The sequence below is a fragment of the Methylacidimicrobium sp. B4 genome, assembly GCF_017310545.1.
In the GTDB taxonomy this organism is placed as follows: Bacteria; Verrucomicrobiota; Verrucomicrobiia; order Methylacidiphilales; family Methylacidiphilaceae; genus Methylacidimicrobium.
Genome location: NZ_CP066203.1, coordinates 156103 through 171739 on the forward strand (window position 1 = coordinate 156103; position 15637 = coordinate 171739).

17 protein-coding genes and 1 riboswitch are annotated in these 15637 nt (G+C 64.7%); of the genes, 12 read left to right on the forward strand and 5 right to left on the reverse strand.

Going from position 1 to position 15637, the window contains the following annotated elements; translation table 11 throughout:
* Positions 1 to 28 precede the first annotated feature (28 nt).
* The 6 genes from MacB4_RS00660 (at position 29) to MacB4_RS00685 (ending at position 4899) form a co-directional block, all read left to right on the forward strand.
* Positions 29 to 448 carry a universal stress protein gene (locus MacB4_RS00660; RefSeq protein ID WP_206863979.1) on the forward strand — a complete coding sequence of 140 codons (420 nt, stop codon included), beginning with the start codon at positions 29 to 31 and terminating at the stop codon, positions 446 to 448.
* Between the two features lie 38 nt (positions 449 to 486).
* On the forward strand, positions 487 to 2007 hold the full coding sequence (locus MacB4_RS00665) for an efflux transporter outer membrane subunit (RefSeq protein ID WP_206863980.1): 1521 nt from the start codon (positions 487 to 489) through the stop codon (positions 2005 to 2007).
* 89 nt (positions 2008 to 2096) lie between these two features.
* Positions 2097 to 2157, forward strand: a riboswitch (Fluoride riboswitch).
* 108 nt (positions 2158 to 2265) lie between these two features.
* Positions 2266 to 3486 carry a cation:proton antiporter gene (locus MacB4_RS00670; RefSeq protein ID WP_206863981.1) on the forward strand — a complete coding sequence of 407 codons (1221 nt, stop codon included), beginning with the start codon at positions 2266 to 2268 and terminating at the stop codon, positions 3484 to 3486.
* Between the two features lie 15 nt (positions 3487 to 3501).
* A complete protein-coding gene (locus MacB4_RS00675) occupies positions 3502 to 3921 on the forward strand; it encodes a universal stress protein (protein ID WP_242529364.1) in 420 nt (139 codons plus the stop codon).
* Between the two features lie 182 nt (positions 3922 to 4103).
* Positions 4104 to 4301, forward strand: a complete 198-nt coding sequence (locus MacB4_RS00680; protein WP_206863983.1) for a hypothetical protein — start codon at positions 4104 to 4106, stop codon at positions 4299 to 4301.
* A 124-nt stretch (positions 4302 to 4425) separates the two neighbouring features.
* Positions 4426 to 4899 carry a cupin domain-containing protein gene (locus tag MacB4_RS00685; protein WP_206863984.1) on the forward strand — a complete coding sequence of 158 codons (474 nt, stop codon included), beginning with the start codon at positions 4426 to 4428 and terminating at the stop codon, positions 4897 to 4899.
* Here the strand turns inward: MacB4_RS00685 and MacB4_RS00690 are convergent.
* Together MacB4_RS00690 and MacB4_RS11120 are read right to left on the reverse strand one after the other, a co-directional pair.
* Positions 4881 to 5813, reverse strand: coding sequence for a carbohydrate kinase family protein (locus MacB4_RS00690; protein WP_206863985.1), 933 nt, complete (start codon positions 5811 to 5813; stop codon positions 4881 to 4883). The genes MacB4_RS00685 and MacB4_RS00690 overlap by 19 nt on opposite strands.
* Positions 5814 to 6283: 470 nt before the next feature.
* Positions 6284 to 6655, reverse strand: coding sequence for a hypothetical protein (locus tag MacB4_RS11120; protein ID WP_242529264.1), 372 nt, complete (start codon positions 6653 to 6655; stop codon positions 6284 to 6286).
* A 373-nt stretch (positions 6656 to 7028) separates the two neighbouring features.
* On the opposite strand from MacB4_RS11120, the gene MacB4_RS00705 reads away from it, so the two are divergent.
* Positions 7029 to 7487, forward strand: coding sequence for an aminoacyl-tRNA deacylase (locus MacB4_RS00705; RefSeq protein WP_206863988.1), 459 nt, complete (start codon positions 7029 to 7031; stop codon positions 7485 to 7487).
* Between the two features lie 249 nt (positions 7488 to 7736).
* On the forward strand, positions 7737 to 7949 hold the full coding sequence (locus MacB4_RS00710) for an AbrB/MazE/SpoVT family DNA-binding domain-containing protein (RefSeq protein ID WP_206863989.1): 213 nt from the start codon (positions 7737 to 7739) through the stop codon (positions 7947 to 7949).
* Between the two features lie 135 nt (positions 7950 to 8084).
* On the opposite strand, the gene MacB4_RS00715 is transcribed toward MacB4_RS00710, so the two are convergent.
* The gene (locus tag MacB4_RS00715) at positions 8085 to 8336 is read right to left on the reverse strand and encodes an AbrB/MazE/SpoVT family DNA-binding domain-containing protein (protein WP_206863990.1); all 252 of its coding nucleotides are present in this window, start codon (positions 8334 to 8336) and stop codon (positions 8085 to 8087) included.
* A gap of 349 nt (positions 8337 to 8685) precedes the next feature.
* Here MacB4_RS00715 and MacB4_RS00720 point away from each other — a divergent pair, with 349 nt between their 5' ends.
* Genes MacB4_RS00720 through MacB4_RS00730 form a run of 3 tightly spaced genes read left to right on the forward strand, consistent with a single transcriptional unit; the run spans position 8686 to position 10839 of the window.
* A complete protein-coding gene (locus tag MacB4_RS00720; protein WP_206863991.1) occupies positions 8686 to 9264 on the forward strand; it encodes a TMEM175 family protein in 579 nt (192 codons plus the stop codon).
* A gap of 13 nt (positions 9265 to 9277) precedes the next feature.
* Entirely contained in the window at positions 9278 to 10075 is a 798-nt protein-coding gene (locus tag MacB4_RS00725; RefSeq protein ID WP_206863992.1) for a class I SAM-dependent methyltransferase, read from the forward strand.
* A 47-nt stretch (positions 10076 to 10122) separates the two neighbouring features.
* Positions 10123 to 10839: a dienelactone hydrolase family protein gene (locus tag MacB4_RS00730; protein WP_206863993.1), complete on the forward strand. Its 717-nt coding sequence runs from the start codon at positions 10123 to 10125 to the stop codon at positions 10837 to 10839.
* On the opposite strand, the gene MacB4_RS00735 is transcribed toward MacB4_RS00730, so the two are convergent.
* Together MacB4_RS00735 and MacB4_RS00740 are read right to left on the reverse strand one after the other, a co-directional pair.
* Complete coding sequence (locus tag MacB4_RS00735; RefSeq protein ID WP_206863994.1) at positions 10836 to 13352, reverse strand: TonB-dependent siderophore receptor; 2517 nt, start codon at positions 13350 to 13352, stop codon at positions 10836 to 10838. The two genes, MacB4_RS00730 and MacB4_RS00735, sit on opposite strands and share 4 nt — an antisense overlap.
* A gap of 29 nt (positions 13353 to 13381) precedes the next feature.
* Positions 13382 to 14377, reverse strand: a complete 996-nt coding sequence (locus tag MacB4_RS00740; RefSeq protein ID WP_206863995.1) for a class I SAM-dependent methyltransferase — start codon at positions 14375 to 14377, stop codon at positions 13382 to 13384.
* Between the two features lie 243 nt (positions 14378 to 14620).
* Here MacB4_RS00740 and MacB4_RS00745 point away from each other — a divergent pair, with 243 nt between their 5' ends.
* Entirely contained in the window at positions 14621 to 15607 is a 987-nt protein-coding gene (locus tag MacB4_RS00745) for a PDZ domain-containing protein (protein WP_206863996.1), read from the forward strand.
* Positions 15608 to 15637 lie beyond the last annotated feature (30 nt).

Consider the following 15637-nt stretch of genomic DNA (forward strand, 5'->3'; position numbering starts at 1 on the left):
CCTCTAGGATGGAAGAGGAGGGGAGCGGATGCCGGGGTTTCAGAAGATCCTCGTCGGTTTCGATGGCTCGAAGGGGGCGGAAGCGGCCTTCGAGCTGGCCCTCGAGATCGCTGGGCGCTTCGGCGCGTCCCTGGAGGTGTTGGCGATCCTTCCCTCGCCGATGACCGATTGGGATCCCGCCTCCCCGGAGGAGCGGGAGCTCCTTCGGGCTCCGCTGGAGCGGTGCGCGGCCCGCGCCCGGGAGAAGAAGGTGCCGTTCACCGAGCGGATCCAGACCGGCGACGCGGCTCGGCGGCTTCTCGAAGCGGCGCGCCACGGGCAATACGATTTGCTGGTGATCGGGCGGCGGAGGCTTGCCCGTGCGGCCTATTGGATCCTCGGTTCGGTCTCGGAGCAGGTGATCCGCCATTCGCCCTGTCCGGTCCTCGTAGTCGAGCCCTCGCCATAGCGGCAAAGCTCTGGTCCCTCCGCTGGCTTCTGGCGGTCTTGCTGCCCTTGCTCTCCGGCTGCCTCACCCCCACCTTCGAGCGGCCCCAAGTGCCGACCGCGCAGCACTACAAGTGGGCTCCGCCGGCCAAGCCCGTGCATGCTCCGCCTGGGCCCACGTGGAAGGTGGCCGAGCCCAGGGAAAACCTGCTCGGGAAGGGGGACTGGTGGAGGATCTACCGGGATGCGGAGCTCGACCAGCTCGAGGCGGCAGCGCTGGCCGCCAACCCGACGCTGGCGGAAGCCTTTGCCCGGATGATGCAGGCGCGCGCCGAGGTCCTGGGAGTGAAGGCGATGTTCTACCCGACGCTCGATTTCACCCCGTGGCTCAAGTCGGTCTCCAATGCGGCGCAAGGCCAGTGGCCGGTCCCGCCCTTCCCCCGTCAGCTCGATCCCTGGGCCGCGGTGGGCGATACGAGCTACGAGTTTTCGCTCTGGCGCCAGCTTCCCCAGCTCCGGGCCGCCAAGGAGCAGGCGAAGGCGGTCCAGGCGGCCTTCGAGGCGATCCGACTCTCGCTGACCTCGGAAGTCGCCCAAAACTACTACCTCTTGCGGCAGATCGACCTGGAGCTTTCGATCCTCGACCACATCATCGCGGTCTTCGAGACCGATCTCCATCTCACGCAGGAACGGACCAGGCTCGGCATCGGCCAGCAGCTCGACGTGCAGCGGGCCCGAAGCCAGCTCGAGCAGGTCCAGGGCGAACGGGAGGGGATCCGGTGGAGCCGGGCCAAGGTCGAGAACGGCTTGGCCGCGCTCACCGGCAGGTCGGCGTCGACCTTCCATCTCCGCCCGCGTCCCCTCGCGGGCGAGCCGCCGGCGGTGCCCGCAGGAGTCCCCTCGGAGCTGCTGGAGAGGAGGCCGGATGTCGCGCGGGCCGAGCGGCTCATGGCGGCCGCCAACGAGCAGGTCGGGGTCGCCCGCGCCGCGTTTTACCCTTCCTTCTATCTCGCCGGATTCGGCGGCTTCCAGAGCCTCTTCTTCAACACCTTGCTGACCCTGCACAATGCATACTGGGCCGCAGGCCCGCTGCTCGACGTGCCGATCTTCGAGGGGGGACGCCTCATCGCCGGCTTGAATGCGGCCAAGGCGAGCTACTGGGTGACGGTCCAGGAGTACCGGAAGGAGGTCCTCGCCGCCTTCCAGGAGGTCGAGGACTATCTCTCCGGGATCCGGATCCTGGCGGAGCAGCAGCGACGCTTCGGCGGCGCGGTGGCGGCCTCGAGCCGGCAAGTCGATATGACGATGGACCGCTATCGGCGGGGGCTGGCCAACTACTTTGAGATCGTCCAGGCCAACAAGGAGTGGCTCACCAGCCAGCGGGACGATGCGCAGACCTTGGGCAAGCGCTTTGTGCTGACCGCGTTGCTCGTCAAGGGGCTCGGAGGCGGATGGGAGGATTCTTCCTTCCGCCCCGCTTCTCCCCAGGCACCGGCGCTCGGCGCTGCGGCCGCCCCGGCCGGCCGTGCGCCGAATCCGACTCCGGCGCCCCCGGCCGGCAACCCCTCGGCCGGGCCCTGAGAGGAAGATGAGCCCGGCTGCCGGGCGCTTGTGCGCCCATGGAGGAGCTTCTCCCATTGACAGCCATCGACTCGTTTCCCCATTATGGTCCATCCCAAGGGGATGGAGTTCCCCAAAACCGCCGCCTCGGCTGATAACTCCTACCGACGAGCATCTGAAAGGAGGAGGCATGGCTTTGCGGGGGTGGGTGGTTTCTTTCACATCGGGCGTAGGGCGAGTGGCGCCAAGGCGGCCTTCCCTTGCTGGGCGAGGTCGGCCGTGACCCAGGTTTGGGCGCTTGCATCTCTCTGGTTTGGCCTGGCTCTGGTTGCGAGCCTTGCCTCGAATTGGCTCCGCATTTCGACGGCACTCTCCGAAATCATCGTCGGGATGATCGCCTCTACGGTCTTCGCGGCCACGATCGGCCCCGATCTGCTCGGGACGAACGAGCCGTGGGTCAAGGTCTTCGCCGGAGTCGGCGCCATCCTGCTCACTTTTCTTGCGGGGGCAGAGCTCGACCCTCAGGTATTCCGACGGAAATGGAAAGAGGCCGTGGCGGTGGGCGCGGCGAGCTTCCTGCTCCCTTCGCTCGGCTGCGCGGCAGCCGCTCACTATCTTCTCGGCTGGAAGGTCATGCCGAGCATCCTGGCCGGCATCGCCCTCGCGGCGACTTCGGTCGCGGTCGTCTATACGGTGATGATGGAGTTTGGGTTCAATCGCACCGAGTTTGGGAAGACGATCCTGGCCGCTTGCTTCGTCACCGATCTCGGTACGGTCGTCACGCTCGGCCTGGTGTTTGCCCCCTTCACCGGGAAGACCCTGATCTTTGCGGTTGCCCTGGTGGCGGTCTTCGTCGGGCTGCCCTGGCTCACCCGGCAGCTCTTCCGGCGATATGGGGAGCGCCCGTCCGAGCTCGAAACGAAGTTCTTGCTTCTCTGCCTGCTCGGAATGGGGGCGCTTGCCACGTGGGCCGGTAGCGAAGCGGTCTTGCCGGCCTATTTGATCGGGATGACGCTCGCCGGAAGCGTTGGACGAGATCATTCCCTCATCCGGCGCCTGCGTACCGTCACGATCGGGCTCCTGACGCCATTTTACTTTACACGGGCGGGCTATCTCGTCTCGATCCCCGCCGTGATTGCCGCGCCAATGGGCGTGCTTTTCTTCTTCCTCGCGGAAACCTTCACCAAGATCGTCAGTGTCTACCCGGTCGCAAAATCGTACGGATCGACTCATAAGGAAGCGATGTACACCACTCTGTTGATGTCCTCGGGCCTCACCTTCGGGACGATCGCCTCGCTCTTCGGCCTCTCGCACGGGATTATCGACAAGAGCCAATATTCAACCCTGGTGGCGGCGATCATCGGGACCGCCATCATTCCCACGGTGATCGCCAATGCCTTCTTCCTTCCGCGCCATCTGCTGCCGAAGGCGGACCCACCGGCTTCGGCCGGCGGGAAGGGGGGAGAGCGGGTGTCGGCCCCGCGCGAGCAACCGGATTAGCCTTTGGAGGTGCTGATGTTCGAGAAGATCCTGGTAGCCAATGACGGATCGGACCCCGCCTTCCGTGCGCTTTCCGCGGCGCTCGCCCTCGCCCGGCAGAACCACTCCGAGCTTCACATGGTCTGCGTGGAGGAGGTTCCCTATCTGCCCGAACTGCTCGAGGAGGTGCGCGAGGCGGCCGGAACCGAGGCGCGCCGCTTGCACCATGTTGTGGAGCGCTCGAAAGCGATGGCTGCGGCAGAGGCAATCCCGCTCGCAACCCACCTGATCCCGGGCCACCCGGTGCGCGACATCGTGAAGCTCGCTGCGGACCTTGGCGCCTCCTTGCTCGTCATTGGGGCGCGAGGCCACTCGGCCTTCTACGAGCGCATGATCGGCAGCCGCGCGGACCGGATCGTGCAGCTCGCACCCTGTCCGGTGCTGATCCTGAAGTAGAGCGCGCCACGACGCCTTCTGTGGCCTGCGCTCGCCGCTGCCGTATCCGCGCGGGCCTGGCTTTTCGGGAATCTCCCGGCGGCACCGGCTCTGGGCGCCATATTTCGAAGCCCGCACAACCGGATCGGACCGTTCATGAAAAATCGGCTGGCCTTGGGGAGCGGGTGGGCTATGCTAGGTGCATGACCATCAAGAAGCTTGCCCTCTGTTGTCTCTTGTTCGCTGCCGGCCTCTCCTATTCGCTGCCCGCCGGGGCCGCGCCCGCCTGCTCGGGCCAGAAGTGCTCGGAGCTCTCGGGCAAAGGCAAGTGTGGCAAGAAGAAGGGCTCCTGCGAGAAGGGGAGCTCGAGCGAGAAGGGGAGCAGCGATCACTCTTCCTAGCCTTCCCTAGGGAGGATCCGCCTTTCTGTCCTCTCCGACGGCTACCGTCCGGAGATGGCTCGCTTTTTGCACGGCTCATCGTCGCGATTCCCGGCATGCGGGCGAGGGCGGGAACGGGGATGTCATGAAGGTGAACCTCGCGGAAGTTCCTTGGGAGGAGCGCCGATCGCCCAAGGGGCGCTATCATCTCTTTCAAAAAGCGATCAGCTTCGCCCTGGGAGGCAAGAAGGATATCGGGACCTGGGCCGGAGGACATCCCTTCGACGCTACCCTGGTTCGAATTCCGGCGGGCGCAGTCGATTGGCCGCTCCATGCTCATGCCGCCCAATGGGAGCTCTACGGGGTCGAAGAAGGCAACGGGTGGGTTCGGATGGGCGAGCGGCGGATCGATGTCGGGCCGGGGGACTGGTTCCTGGCAAAGCCGCAGGAGGCTCACCAGATCGAAAATCCGGGTCCAGGCGATCTTGTGCTGCTCGTGATCGCCAACAACCCCGAGGCGGACGTGGTTTCCTACGCCCAGTCGGGCAAGTTTTTCATCAAACCCGAGCGAAAGATCGTTAGCGAGAGCCCGCTCTCCTACTACGACGGGGAGGAGTAGCCGGAGGAGAGTGCTTGGGGGTGCCGGGCCGCTCGCCCGAGGAGCTCGGCAACCTCGTCGGCCGAGGGCAACCCTTGCCTCGCCCCGAGGCGAGTGCAGGCAAGGGCGCCTGCGGCGGAAGCAAAGCGGAGGAGATCCTCCCAATCCATCCGGCGTGCCACGCCGAGTGCGAAGGCTCCGTGAAAGGCATCGCCCGCTCCGGTGGAATCGACGCAAGGGACGGGATAGGCGGCAAGCCTGCCCCGCTTCCCCTTCGAGGACCAGATGAGCCCCCGTTCTCCGAGTGTCACGACGACGCAGGGGTGGGGCGCAGCAAGCCGACTCAAGGCTTCCTCCGGGTCGGTCGAGCCCGTGGCTTGTGCGGCGAAGCGTTCCGAAGCGACCAGGTAGTCGACAACCTCGGCGAGCGTCCGGGTTCCCTCGTGGAAGGAGCCAGCGTCCAGGACGGTCGGGACGCCACGGCGCCGGGCTTCGTCCGCTATGGGCGGGGAAAGCTGCGGCTCGTGGCCGTCGAAGAGGATGGCCCGCGCCGCAGGCCAGGGCCAATCGGGGAGGGCCGCTTCCAGCTTCGGGGTTGCGGAACTGTGGTTGACCACGGTGCGCGAGCCATCCGGCTTCACCAGGCTGAGCGCGAGGGGGGTGGGGGCATGGCCGCGGACCAGGAGCGAAGTCTCGACGCCCTCTTCCGCCAGCTCCTGAGCGTGGCGCTCGCCAAAAGGGTCGCTGCCGAGATAGCCGAGGAAGGCAGCCGATCCTCCGAGCCGGCGGATCGCGACGGCAGCATTCGCGGCGGGGCCGCCGCCAGCGAGGGCGAGTCGTTCGGAAAAGAGCTTTTCATCGGGACCGGGATGGTGCGAAACGCAGAAGGCGAGGTCATAGCACGCATGGCCCACGCAGAGCACGTCTACTTCCATCCCCGTCTCTTTTACCGCAGCGGAGGACGGAGGTCGATGGTCGGCCGCAGGCCCGGATCGTGCCTTCGGCCCGTGGCGGGAGCGCCTCGCTCCTCGCCTCCGTTCCCTGCCGCGCCTTCTGTCTCATGGGAGACCAGAGAAAGGGAACGGCCAGGCCACGGAAGACCGCCCGCTCACAAGGAGGAAGGTCGTCTGTGCCCGGCGCTCCCAGGACGAAACGATGCTTCCGGCTGGCTGATCTTGCGTGTCGGAGCATGGTTTCCTCGACCGCTGCCAGGAGACGCCCCGGATTTACGGATTCGCTGGGAACCGGAACGAGCCGGTCCTCTCCACGAGCTTCGACAAGGTCGTGCGCACTCCGCTCCTGCGCGGCTTCGCCCGGGATCTGCCCAGGATTGGTCGGGCATGGGCGATGGGAAGGGAAAAGGCGAGACCGGCCGCAATCGGCGTCGGGCGCGTCTCCGTCGAGATCAGCGGCCCTCGGGCTGGATCTCCAGTTGTCTCTCCACGACCGCCCAAGACGTTGTCGCGGAGCGCAGCCTCTCGGGCGTCACTGGCGATGTCCTCTCCCATCCAACGGGCAGGGTGGAAATGGGCGAGGATTGGGCAGTTTCGCGCATTGCCTGGGCCAGAATGGACGATCTCTTGAACGCGCATCCGACGTCAACTCGGCCAATCGTGCAGGAAGCCTCAAGCGCAAGATCCAACCCCCTGACCCGCCTGGCATCCATCGGGAACACGTTGTGCGAGGCCTTGGCCAGAATCCCGTCGATCTCGCCGTTCTCCCCCTCGGATAGAGTCTCGGCGAGCTTTCCAACGTATCCCTTGGGATTGAATGCCATCTGCGTCTCGAGCAATTTGCCTTTGACCGCAGCGATCTGGTTGTCGTTCCACAGGGGCCGAGAAGCAGGCCTCTTCCCTCCAGGTCTTGGCCGTTGCAGCAAAGGGGAGGGAGGCGAGCAGCCTCTTTGCGGTGGGAGCCGCTTGGAGCAGGCCTGGCAAGCTTCCGGCTTCCCACAAGATGCGAATCGGGTGAGGCGAACTTTTCATAGGGCGAGCTTGCGCCTTGCGGACGCATTCCCCTGGCGCTGGCCCGAGGACCGTCAGCGAGGTGCTTGCGAGAGCTACTTTCCGGATTGATCCCGTAGGAAATCGGGAGTTTCCTTGGGACCGAGCGCGATTAGAGGACCAACGGAGAGAAGGACCCGCATGGCGATGGTTCCGAGACTGCAGCACTACTTGGAGGAGAACCGGGTTCCCTACCAGACGAGCCACCACCCGGCGGCTTTCACCTCCCAGGAGGTGGCGGAGGTGAGCCACACCCCAGGGAGACACTTGGCCAAGGTCGTCATGGTGAAGAGTCGTGATGGGCTGGTGATGGCAGTGGTTCCCTCCACCCGCCATGTCAACCTCCGCAAGCTGGAGGTGCTGATGCACCTTCCGGACCTCGCGCTCGCCAAGGAGGAGGAATTTGCCCCGCGTGTCGCCGACTGCCGCCCGGGCACGATGCCGCCCTTTGGTAACCTTTATGGCCTCAAGGTCTACGTGGATAACGAGATCGCCCGGCAGCCCGAGCTGGTCTTTCAGGCCGGGACCCACGAGGATATCGCGAGCCTGGCCTACCTCCACTTTGCGCGGCTGGTGCGGCCGGTAGTGGGAGAGATTTCCGACTAGCGCGGCGGCGGTTTCGGGGGCCTCCGTCTTTGGCGAGGGGATCTCTTCGAAAAAGGGGATGCGGTGGGCTTGGGCCGAGTGGGGATGCGGTCTGGAGCCGCTGCCGACACGAAGGAGCCTTGACTCGCCGCTGGAGATCGGTTTTGTTAAGCCAATATTACGGGCCGCCGGCTCGTCATATCAGGGTAATTGTTTATGTCCATCATGCCTATATCCGGGGGAAATTCTCACTCTGCGAAGACCTCGCCGGTGCCCGACGCCCCTCGGAAGAGAGCCATTTTGAAGAAGACCGAGGCGGAATCGACGGCAACAGAAGCGGGGCCAAGCTTTTGGACGACCCACCTTTCCACGAAGGGGCAGGTCGTGATTCCGGAGCAGATCCGGAAGGACTTCGGCTTACGGCCGGGAGATGAGTTCGTGGTGGTTGCGCTAAACGACTTGGTCTTCTTGAAACGAGTCTAAACGGGCCGACCGTTCGGATCGTTCCGGCGCAGCGGCGCGATCTCCGCGCTGCTGCGCGGGGGGTGCGATCATTCCCTTTTCCGCCGAACCACGGAACCTCTGCCAGGGAGTTTTTTGGCGTTGGGCCAAGCAAGGTCAGCCGGCTGCGGCCGTCTGTTGGGTTCCCGCTGCCAGCAGGTTCGCTAGCTCCCGGAGCTGGGACCACTCACGGCTCGAGGGCGGATGGAGCAGACGGAGGCAAATCGTGTCCTTGTCGGCGAGGACGAGAAATTGATCCCCTCGCTTGAGACCGACCCGTTGGCAAACGGCCTCGGGAATCACAACCTGCCCCTTGATGCTCAAGCGCGTGGTGCCGGAAGTCCGTTGGCGTCGCTTCGTCGAGGGCATCCGCCTCTCCGCTTCTGTGCCGGACCTGACCTTCGCGGGCTTGTTGTGCAACATGGCGGTCATTTCGAGCAACTACTATGCCGACATTGCTTCGTCAATGTCTTTGTCACGCAATTGTAACCAAACCGGGAGCAGGCAAGGTTGCAGAAGCAGTTGTTGCCCGCAAGCTTCGAGGACGGAAACTCCTTCCTCTGGTGCGTGCGGTGCGGGCGGGGCGGGGGAGAACGGGCCAGGAGCGAGCAAATTCTCTCCCTGGATGGGCGCGGAGTCTGGGCGCACCGCACAAGCAGCCCGGGCGACATTGACGAAAGCTCTCACGACCCCTAGCATCCCGAGCGGCAACATTCCCATGGAAAAGGGCCGGCTCGAAGCCTTCAGCGACGGCGTCTTCGCCATCCTCATCACGATCACCGTGCTCGAGCTGAAGGCCCCAGATGGGGTGAGCCTCGCCGCGCTTGCTTCGGTTCTTCCGCTCTTTTTGAACTATCTGCTCAGCTACGTCTACCTCGGGATCTACTGGAACAATCACCACCATCTGCTCAAGGCTTGTGGAAGGATCAACGGAGCGATCATGTGGGCCAATCTCCATCTGCTATTCTGGCTTTCGCTCTTCCCCTTCGTCACCAGCTGGGCCGGAGACCACCATTCGGCGACGCTACCGACGGCCGTCTACGGGGTCATCCTGCTCGCGGCCGCGATCGCCTATTTCGTCCTCCAGCATCTGATCATCCACGAGCAGGGCTGCGATTCGCGGCTGGCCGCCGCGATCGGCCGGGATCAGAAGGGCAGGCTTTCGGTGATCCTCTATGCGTCGGCGATCGGCCTCTCGTTTCTTCAGGCGTCGATCGCGCAAGCGATCTACGCGCTGGTCGCCATGCTCTGGCTCGTTCCCGACCGCCGGCTGGCGCGCGCGCTGGAGCAGGGGTAAGCTGCCCCTCGCTATGACTCAATTGAATCTGGATACCCGGGAGCTGGCAGAGAGCTACGACCGGTTGAGCGATTCGCAATTCCTCTTTGGGAAGCTCTTGATCGAGCGGATGGGGGTGCGAGCGGGAGAACGGGTCCTGGATGTCGGCTGCGGCACGGGCCGTCTTGCGGAATACATCTCCCAGGTCGTCGGGCCCACCGGCACAGTCTTGGGCATCGATCCCCTGCCGCACCGGATCGAGATCGCCCTGCGCCGGGCCAAGCCGGGCCTCGCCTTTGCGCCGGGGGGAAGCGACGACCTCGGCCGCTTCGGGGATGGTGCTTGGGACCAGGTCTGTCTCAATAGCGTCTTCCACTGGATCGAAAGGAAGGCGGTAGCCTTGGAGGAGATCCACCGGATTCTCCGGCCGGGCGGAAAGCTCGGAATCGGCACGGGCGAAAAGGACCAGCCCAACCCTTTTCGGAAGATCGTCGAGGGAGCCATCATTTCGGTGATGGGCACGGTTCCGGAGGGGACTCGGCTCTCCCCCTTTCTGCTTTCGGCGGAAGAATGGCGCAATCTCGTTACGGCGGCAGGGTTTTCGGTGCGCCTTGTGGAGAGCCAGCTGTACACCGACTTTGTCGAGAAGGCCGAGGATCTGATCGATTTTCTGCGCTCGAGCAGCTTCGGCAATTTTCTCGCCGGGGTTCCCGAGGAGCATCAACCGGCAATCCTGGAGCAGATTCGAGAGGGGTTGGAGCGGCTGCGGACCGTCCGCGGGATCGAGCGGAAGTTCCAACGCCTGCTCGTCGTCGCCGAGCGGAAGGCGTGAGCGCCGCCTCCGGAGCCTACATTTTCGCTCAGAGCGAGGAGAAATCAATGCAAAGAGAGGTGCGTTCGCAGTGGATCGATCTGGAATCCGCCGCCGGAAGCCGGTTCTCGGGCTTCCTGGCCCAGCCCTCCGCTCCCGGATCCTATCCGGGAATCCTCGTCTTCATGGAGGCGTTCGGGGTCAACCGACATATTCGGAACGTCGCCGAGCGGCTCGCCCAGCAAGGCTATCGGGCACTCGCCCCGGATCTCTACCACCGGAGCGCCTCTCGCTGGGAGGGGAGCTATGAGGATTTCACGCAGGCGCTCACCCATCTTCGGCAGGTCACGATCGAGGGACTTTCGGCCGACGTGCAAGGCGGCTACCGGTGGCTGAGTACGGGCGGCTGCGGGGCGGCCGTGGGGGCGATTGGCTTCTGCTTCGGGGGCCGGGTGGCCTTCCTCGGCAGTACTGTGGCTCCGCTTCGCGCGGCCGCTTCCTTTTACGGCGGGGGGATCGCACCGGATCTCCTGGATCGAGCGAAGGAGGTGAAGGCCCCGCTTTTGCTCTTCTGGGGAGGACGCGACCAGCACGTGCCGCCGGAAAAGGCGCGGGCGACCGCCGACGCCCTTCGAGCTGCGGGCAAGGCGTTCATCGAGGTGAGCTTTTCGGAGGCGGGCCACGGCTTCTTTTGCGAGGAGCGGGGCAGCTATGACCCCGAAGCGGCGCGGATCTCCTGGCTGCTCGTCCAAGACTTTTTCGGCCACCACCTTCGGCCGAGCTAAAACGAAACCTGGATCATCGCCTGCATCCAGAAGGGCATCTGGAGGGCGGCATATTCGAGGTTGGCGGTGCGCGCGGGGGTAAAGCCGGGCGCTCCCGCAATCCAGTAGCGGTTGTCGGTGAAGTTGTAGAACCAGATCCGCGCCTCCCAGTGCCTGGCGGCGTAAAAGAGGCTCGCGTTCAAGGTATACCAGGCCGGCGCCCGGACGGCGTAGTCATAGGAGAGGAATTGGCCGCCCTGCTCGATCGCCCAAAAGGAGGCGCCGAAGCCCGAGTCGGTCTTGTAGGTGAGCATCAGGTTGCCATACTCCTTGGGAAAGCCGATGAAGGGATAGATGCCCGGGGCGAGGGAGACGATCTGGCTGACGGGCAGGCCGTACTGGGCGGCGACGTTTGCGGGGTAGGGGGTAAAGGTGGTCGGGCCGACGCCGTCGGTGTTCGTCCAGTTCTCATACCCTTGCATGTAGTTGAATCCGAAGTTCGCCCAAAAATGGCGGTCCGGCCGGTAGCTCCCCTGGAGTTGCACCCCTTGGACATCGGCGGAAACGGTCGGGGTTGTGCCCCCCGGAAGGACGAAGGCGGGAATGAATCCAGACTGGGCGTAGGCGGAAAGCCCGAGAAAGAGCGTATCGCGGAGGAGAGAGAGCTTGAGGCCCGTCTCGTAGAGGGTCTGGGTCTGGTGGTAGTAGGTGCTGGTGAACTCCGGGGCGAAGGAGCCGAAGATCGATTGGGCGGTCGTCTGCCCGAAGTAGTAGGTCGCATACCAGGAAAGCCAAGGGAAGATCCGGTAGGTGGGGCTGGCGGTGACCTGCGGCAGAAGGGCGCTTGTCGAGGTCGCGTCGTAGCTCGGGCCGATGAGCTGTGCCGGGGTGCCGGAGGGCGGTTGGGCGTTCACGAAGTAGGCATCGACACGGGCGCCGAGGAAGAGGCTCGCCTTTTCTCCGAAGTGGAGGATGTCCTGGACGAAGGGGGAGATCTCCCAGAAGTTGCATTGGGTCGAGGCGAAGTTGTCGACGTTGTAATACTCTCCCGGATAGCCCGGAATCGGAATGTCCGTAAGAAACGGATTGGCATAGGCGGGGCTGGTCGCGAGCGCATAGGGGACGATCGTGGAGGCGGAGGCGGGCGTAATCGGCTTGCTCATATCGGCCTGGTTGCTCGTCGGATGCCAGCTCCCCGAATACTCCTCGTCGCTCAGGAAGCGGAAGGCGAGGCCGCTATCGATGCTCTGCCAAAAGCTTTTGCTCTGCTTCTCCGGCTCCCAGCGGATTTCGAGCCGATCGGCGACATCGACCCCGTAGGGCAGGACGACCCAGGTCGGATCCGGGATCGGCTGGGCGGCATTCGCCTGGAAATACTCGAAGAGCGTGTTGTTGACGAGGGTGAGCTCGTCGCTCAGTCGGATCGTGGCGATCGCCTGGCTCACCGCGTAGAGCTGATGCGAGGAGTCGAGCGGGGTATTGAAGAGGTTGGCCCGGCCACTGATCGGGACTTGGGGTCCCCAGTCGATCGCATATCCGGAGCCCGGCGGCGGCGTCCCTTGACCCGGATGGAACTGGCCGAAGGGCTGTGCCGCGGTAGCCGGCGGGGTGTAATACCCGATCCAGGAGCCGCTCTGGTAGAGTCCGGAGTCGATGAGGGACTGAGTCGGTCGGGTGACGCCGGCGTACGGCAGAAAGGAGTTCTGATTGAACTCCCCATTCCAGTCGACGCGAACCTCCTCCGTGGGCTTCCAAGAAAGGGCGAGATAGGCGCACTCCCGATTCAGGTAGGAGCCATCATAGTAGTTGTAGGGCGCGTAGCCCTCCTGCCCGAAGTAGTCGAGCCGGTAGGCGAGCTTCTTTTCCTTGCCGATCGGGCCGCCGATGTCGATGTTCCACAGGTTGGTGTCATACATGCCCAAGGTGTAGTAGGCGTTCCCCCGGAAGCGGTCGAAGAAGGGCTGCTTGGTTACCTCGTCGACATATCCCCCAGCGAACTCCTGAGGCCCATAGACGATGCTCACCGGCCCCGTGAGGACATCGAGCGAATCGTCCGCGTTGAAGTTGAGCAGGGGGCCCCAGTTTCCGCCGCTGGAGAAGCCGACGAGCATCCCGTTCCGGAAGGCGGTCGCGGGAAGCCCGCGGACGACGGGCTCGCTCACGACGTTCCCGGTCGCTTGGGTCGGATTGACCGAGGGGCTGAAGGCGACCAGGTCGTTGACCTGCTGGGCCATCACCGTATCGAGCTCTTCCCGGGAGACGGGCAGGACATCGCGGGGGGTATCCAGGACCGACAAGTCGGGTCCGTAGACCGAGGTGACTTCCTGGGCGGGAGGAGTCGGCCGCTCCTCTTCGGCGGTCACAACGATCTCGGGAAGCTGAGGGGAAGCAGCGGCCGCCGGAGGTGCGCTCGGCTCCGCCTTGACGCTTGCAAGAGGGTCCGGCGGATCGGTCCTTTGGGATTCCTGGGCCCTCACAGAGGCCAGGAGGGCGAGGCAAGCGAAACAGGCGGCGGAGTACTTTCTAGCCCTCATTCCCGATCGACATGCCTGGGAAGGGTAGCTCACTGGCCCGCTTGGCCGCTAACGGGGGCTTGCCAATTTTTAGCGGGCGCTTGCCTTCTTTTCAGGTGATGGGAAGGGCCGCTTGTTGGTCGGCTCGCTTCCCGCTCCGCCACGAGCAGAAGGGTTTCGCCCGAAATCCGGATGTCGGAACCGGAGCGCGCCACCAGCCGTTCGATGATGCGGCGCTCGATCCGTTGCCGCTGCCCCGGCGAGACGCCCGAGAGAAACCTCCCCGCGCTGCTGGCCCGCCAAAAGTCGAGCAGCTCCGCGGGCGTCTTGGCTCGATCCTCCGACTCGACGACCTTCACCTTGAGAACCCGGAATCCATTCTGCCGGAGCATTTCCTTGAGCTGCGCGAGGCCGAGGGGTGCTGTGGCGAGGAAGAGCGCGGGGGGAAGCGTTCCCAGAACCTCCTTTGCCGATCGCTCGATGATCTCGTCGATCTCCGAAGGTCGGCTGGTATCCTCGAAGCTGATCCCAAGCTTGCCCCCGGGCTTGAGGATCCGGCGGATCTCTCGGAGGGCTTGCCGCCGGTCATCGATCCAGTGGAGGACGTAATTGAGATAAACGACATCGAATGAGCCGGAAGGGAAAGCGGGAAGATCGCGAGAGCCGGCAACGGCAAAGGCGAGTCCCCTCCTCGCCCTCCGCTCGGCAAGCGCGATTCGGTAGGGGGAGGGATCGATCCCCAGGACCTTTCCTTTGGGTCCAGCGATTCGGGAGGCCCAGGAGGCGATCTGTCCCGTACCGCATCCCAGGTCGAGGACCGAGCTTCCCGGGGAGATGCCGAGAAGGGAGAGGAGCTCCCTGCCGATCTCGTACTGAGCGGCGCTCTTCCGGTCGTACTCCTCGGCGAGGCGGGGGGAGTCGAAGAGCGCCGGCCTGCCGAACCCGATAGCGGTCGCGAGCAGGAGAAGGGAGAGGGAAATGGCTGGAGGAGAGTGGCACCATCGAAAGAGGAGATTCTCCGGATCGATCTTCCCCTGCGCACGCATCGATTCGCGATCAAGTCTCCTCTTGGGAACTTGCGCAAGAAGATCTTTGGGCTAGCTGGGAGACGTGCCGGAAAAGGCGGCAACTACCCTTCGATCTCCCAGGAGACGAAAACGGCCTTCCTCGCCGGGGAAGCGGAGGTACCGAAGGCCGCTTCTCTCTTTTTTCGCAACAAATCGCGGTTGCGGAAGTTTACTCTCAGGGTGAGAAGTGTCGCTCGGGCAGGAGGATCTTCCTTTCGAGGAATGGGTCTCCGCGGAGAAGGCGAGCGTCCTTCTGCGGCCCCCGATCCCCCGGGGTCAGCCGATCCTCCGCATCGCTCTGGATGGGCCTGGGCCGGCTGGAGAGTTGTCATTGCTGCTCTTCTGTCCGTCGTCTGTGCTCTCCCCCTGTATGGGCAGGAGGCAAAGCCGCTGGCCACGACCCCGCCAATCGCGGAAGCCTTTCCGCTGGTCCAGCAAGGTACGGAGGTCCATGCCGGCTGTCCCCTGGCGCTCAACGAATACGTGATTCTTTCGCCCCGGGAGGTTCTCCGCTGCTTTTACGTGAAAGCCCAGCGCCCAGCGGCAAGCGCGGAGAAAGGGGAATCCTCGGAGGGAGGCGCCCCTTCGGGCAGGCACCATGGAGGAGGGATGGGTGGCATGGGCGGGATGGGAGGAGGCGGGATGGGCATGGGGGGAGGCGGCATGAGGGGCAGGCATGGCGGAATGAGCGGCGGGGGAGGCGGAACTGAGGGAAGGGGTGGCCAAGAGGCGAACCGGAAGGCTCTTTGGACTTCGGTCGATGCATTTCGGGAGGCGCTCGCGGGCCTGGACGGATCCGACGTGCGGCTGGTCTTTGCCCCGCCTCCCGCGGCCCCCTCCGCCCAGACAGCCAAACCGGACGGGGCCGAACACCCCAAGACGGACTCCGCGCACGGACGAGTCCGAGACGAGCCCCTGGTTCTGCCATTGGGCCTGCTGCTGGGCGAGCTGGAAGCGGGACCGACCGTGCTCGCGGTCGAAGCCAGGAGCGCGGGAGCCGAAGCGGGTCTTCGCTCGGGGGACCGGATCGTCTCCCTCGACGGCCGGTCCTGCGCCAAGCGTCTGTCCGCCTTGTTGGATCTCTATCGCGAGGCAAAATCGCGGGGAGGTTCGTCGGTCTCCGTCGAGGCGGAGCGGGGAGAGGCGCGGCTTACGCTTGTCGTGCCTCTGCCGCCCCGGCTCGGGGGAAGCATCCTCGACGCACCCTAGCGCCTATGGGCGTCCGGGCGTCTGCGCGCG

Coding starts and splice junctions, on each gene's coding strand:
- MacB4_RS00745 (WP_206863996.1), top strand. CDS start 14,621: ATGGGTCTCCGCGGAGAAGGCGAGCGTCCTTCTGCGGCCCCCGATCCC.
- MacB4_RS00690 (WP_206863985.1), bottom strand. CDS start 5,813: ATGGAAGTAGACGTGCTCTGCGTGGGCCATGCGTGCTATGACCTCGCC.
- MacB4_RS11120 (WP_242529264.1), bottom strand. CDS start 6,655: ATGGCATTCAATCCCAAGGGATACGTTGGAAAGCTCGCCGAGACTCTA.
- MacB4_RS00725 (WP_206863992.1), top strand. CDS start 9,278: ATGACTCAATTGAATCTGGATACCCGGGAGCTGGCAGAGAGCTACGAC.
- MacB4_RS00705 (WP_206863988.1), top strand. CDS start 7,029: ATGGTTCCGAGACTGCAGCACTACTTGGAGGAGAACCGGGTTCCCTAC.
- MacB4_RS00675 (WP_242529364.1), top strand. CDS start 3,502: ATGTTCGAGAAGATCCTGGTAGCCAATGACGGATCGGACCCCGCCTTC.
- MacB4_RS00685 (WP_206863984.1), top strand. CDS start 4,426: ATGAAGGTGAACCTCGCGGAAGTTCCTTGGGAGGAGCGCCGATCGCCC.
- MacB4_RS00735 (WP_206863994.1), bottom strand. CDS start 13,352: ATGAGGGCTAGAAAGTACTCCGCCGCCTGTTTCGCTTGCCTCGCCCTC.
- MacB4_RS00660 (WP_206863979.1), top strand. CDS start 29: ATGCCGGGGTTTCAGAAGATCCTCGTCGGTTTCGATGGCTCGAAGGGG.
- MacB4_RS00720 (WP_206863991.1), top strand. CDS start 8,686: ATGGAAAAGGGCCGGCTCGAAGCCTTCAGCGACGGCGTCTTCGCCATC.
- MacB4_RS00715 (WP_206863990.1), bottom strand. CDS start 8,336: ATGCCCTCGACGAAGCGACGCCAACGGACTTCCGGCACCACGCGCTTG.
- MacB4_RS00740 (WP_206863995.1), bottom strand. CDS start 14,377: ATGCGTGCGCAGGGGAAGATCGATCCGGAGAATCTCCTCTTTCGATGG.
- MacB4_RS00680 (WP_206863983.1), top strand. CDS start 4,104: ATGACCATCAAGAAGCTTGCCCTCTGTTGTCTCTTGTTCGCTGCCGGC.
- MacB4_RS00730 (WP_206863993.1), top strand. CDS start 10,123: ATGCAAAGAGAGGTGCGTTCGCAGTGGATCGATCTGGAATCCGCCGCC.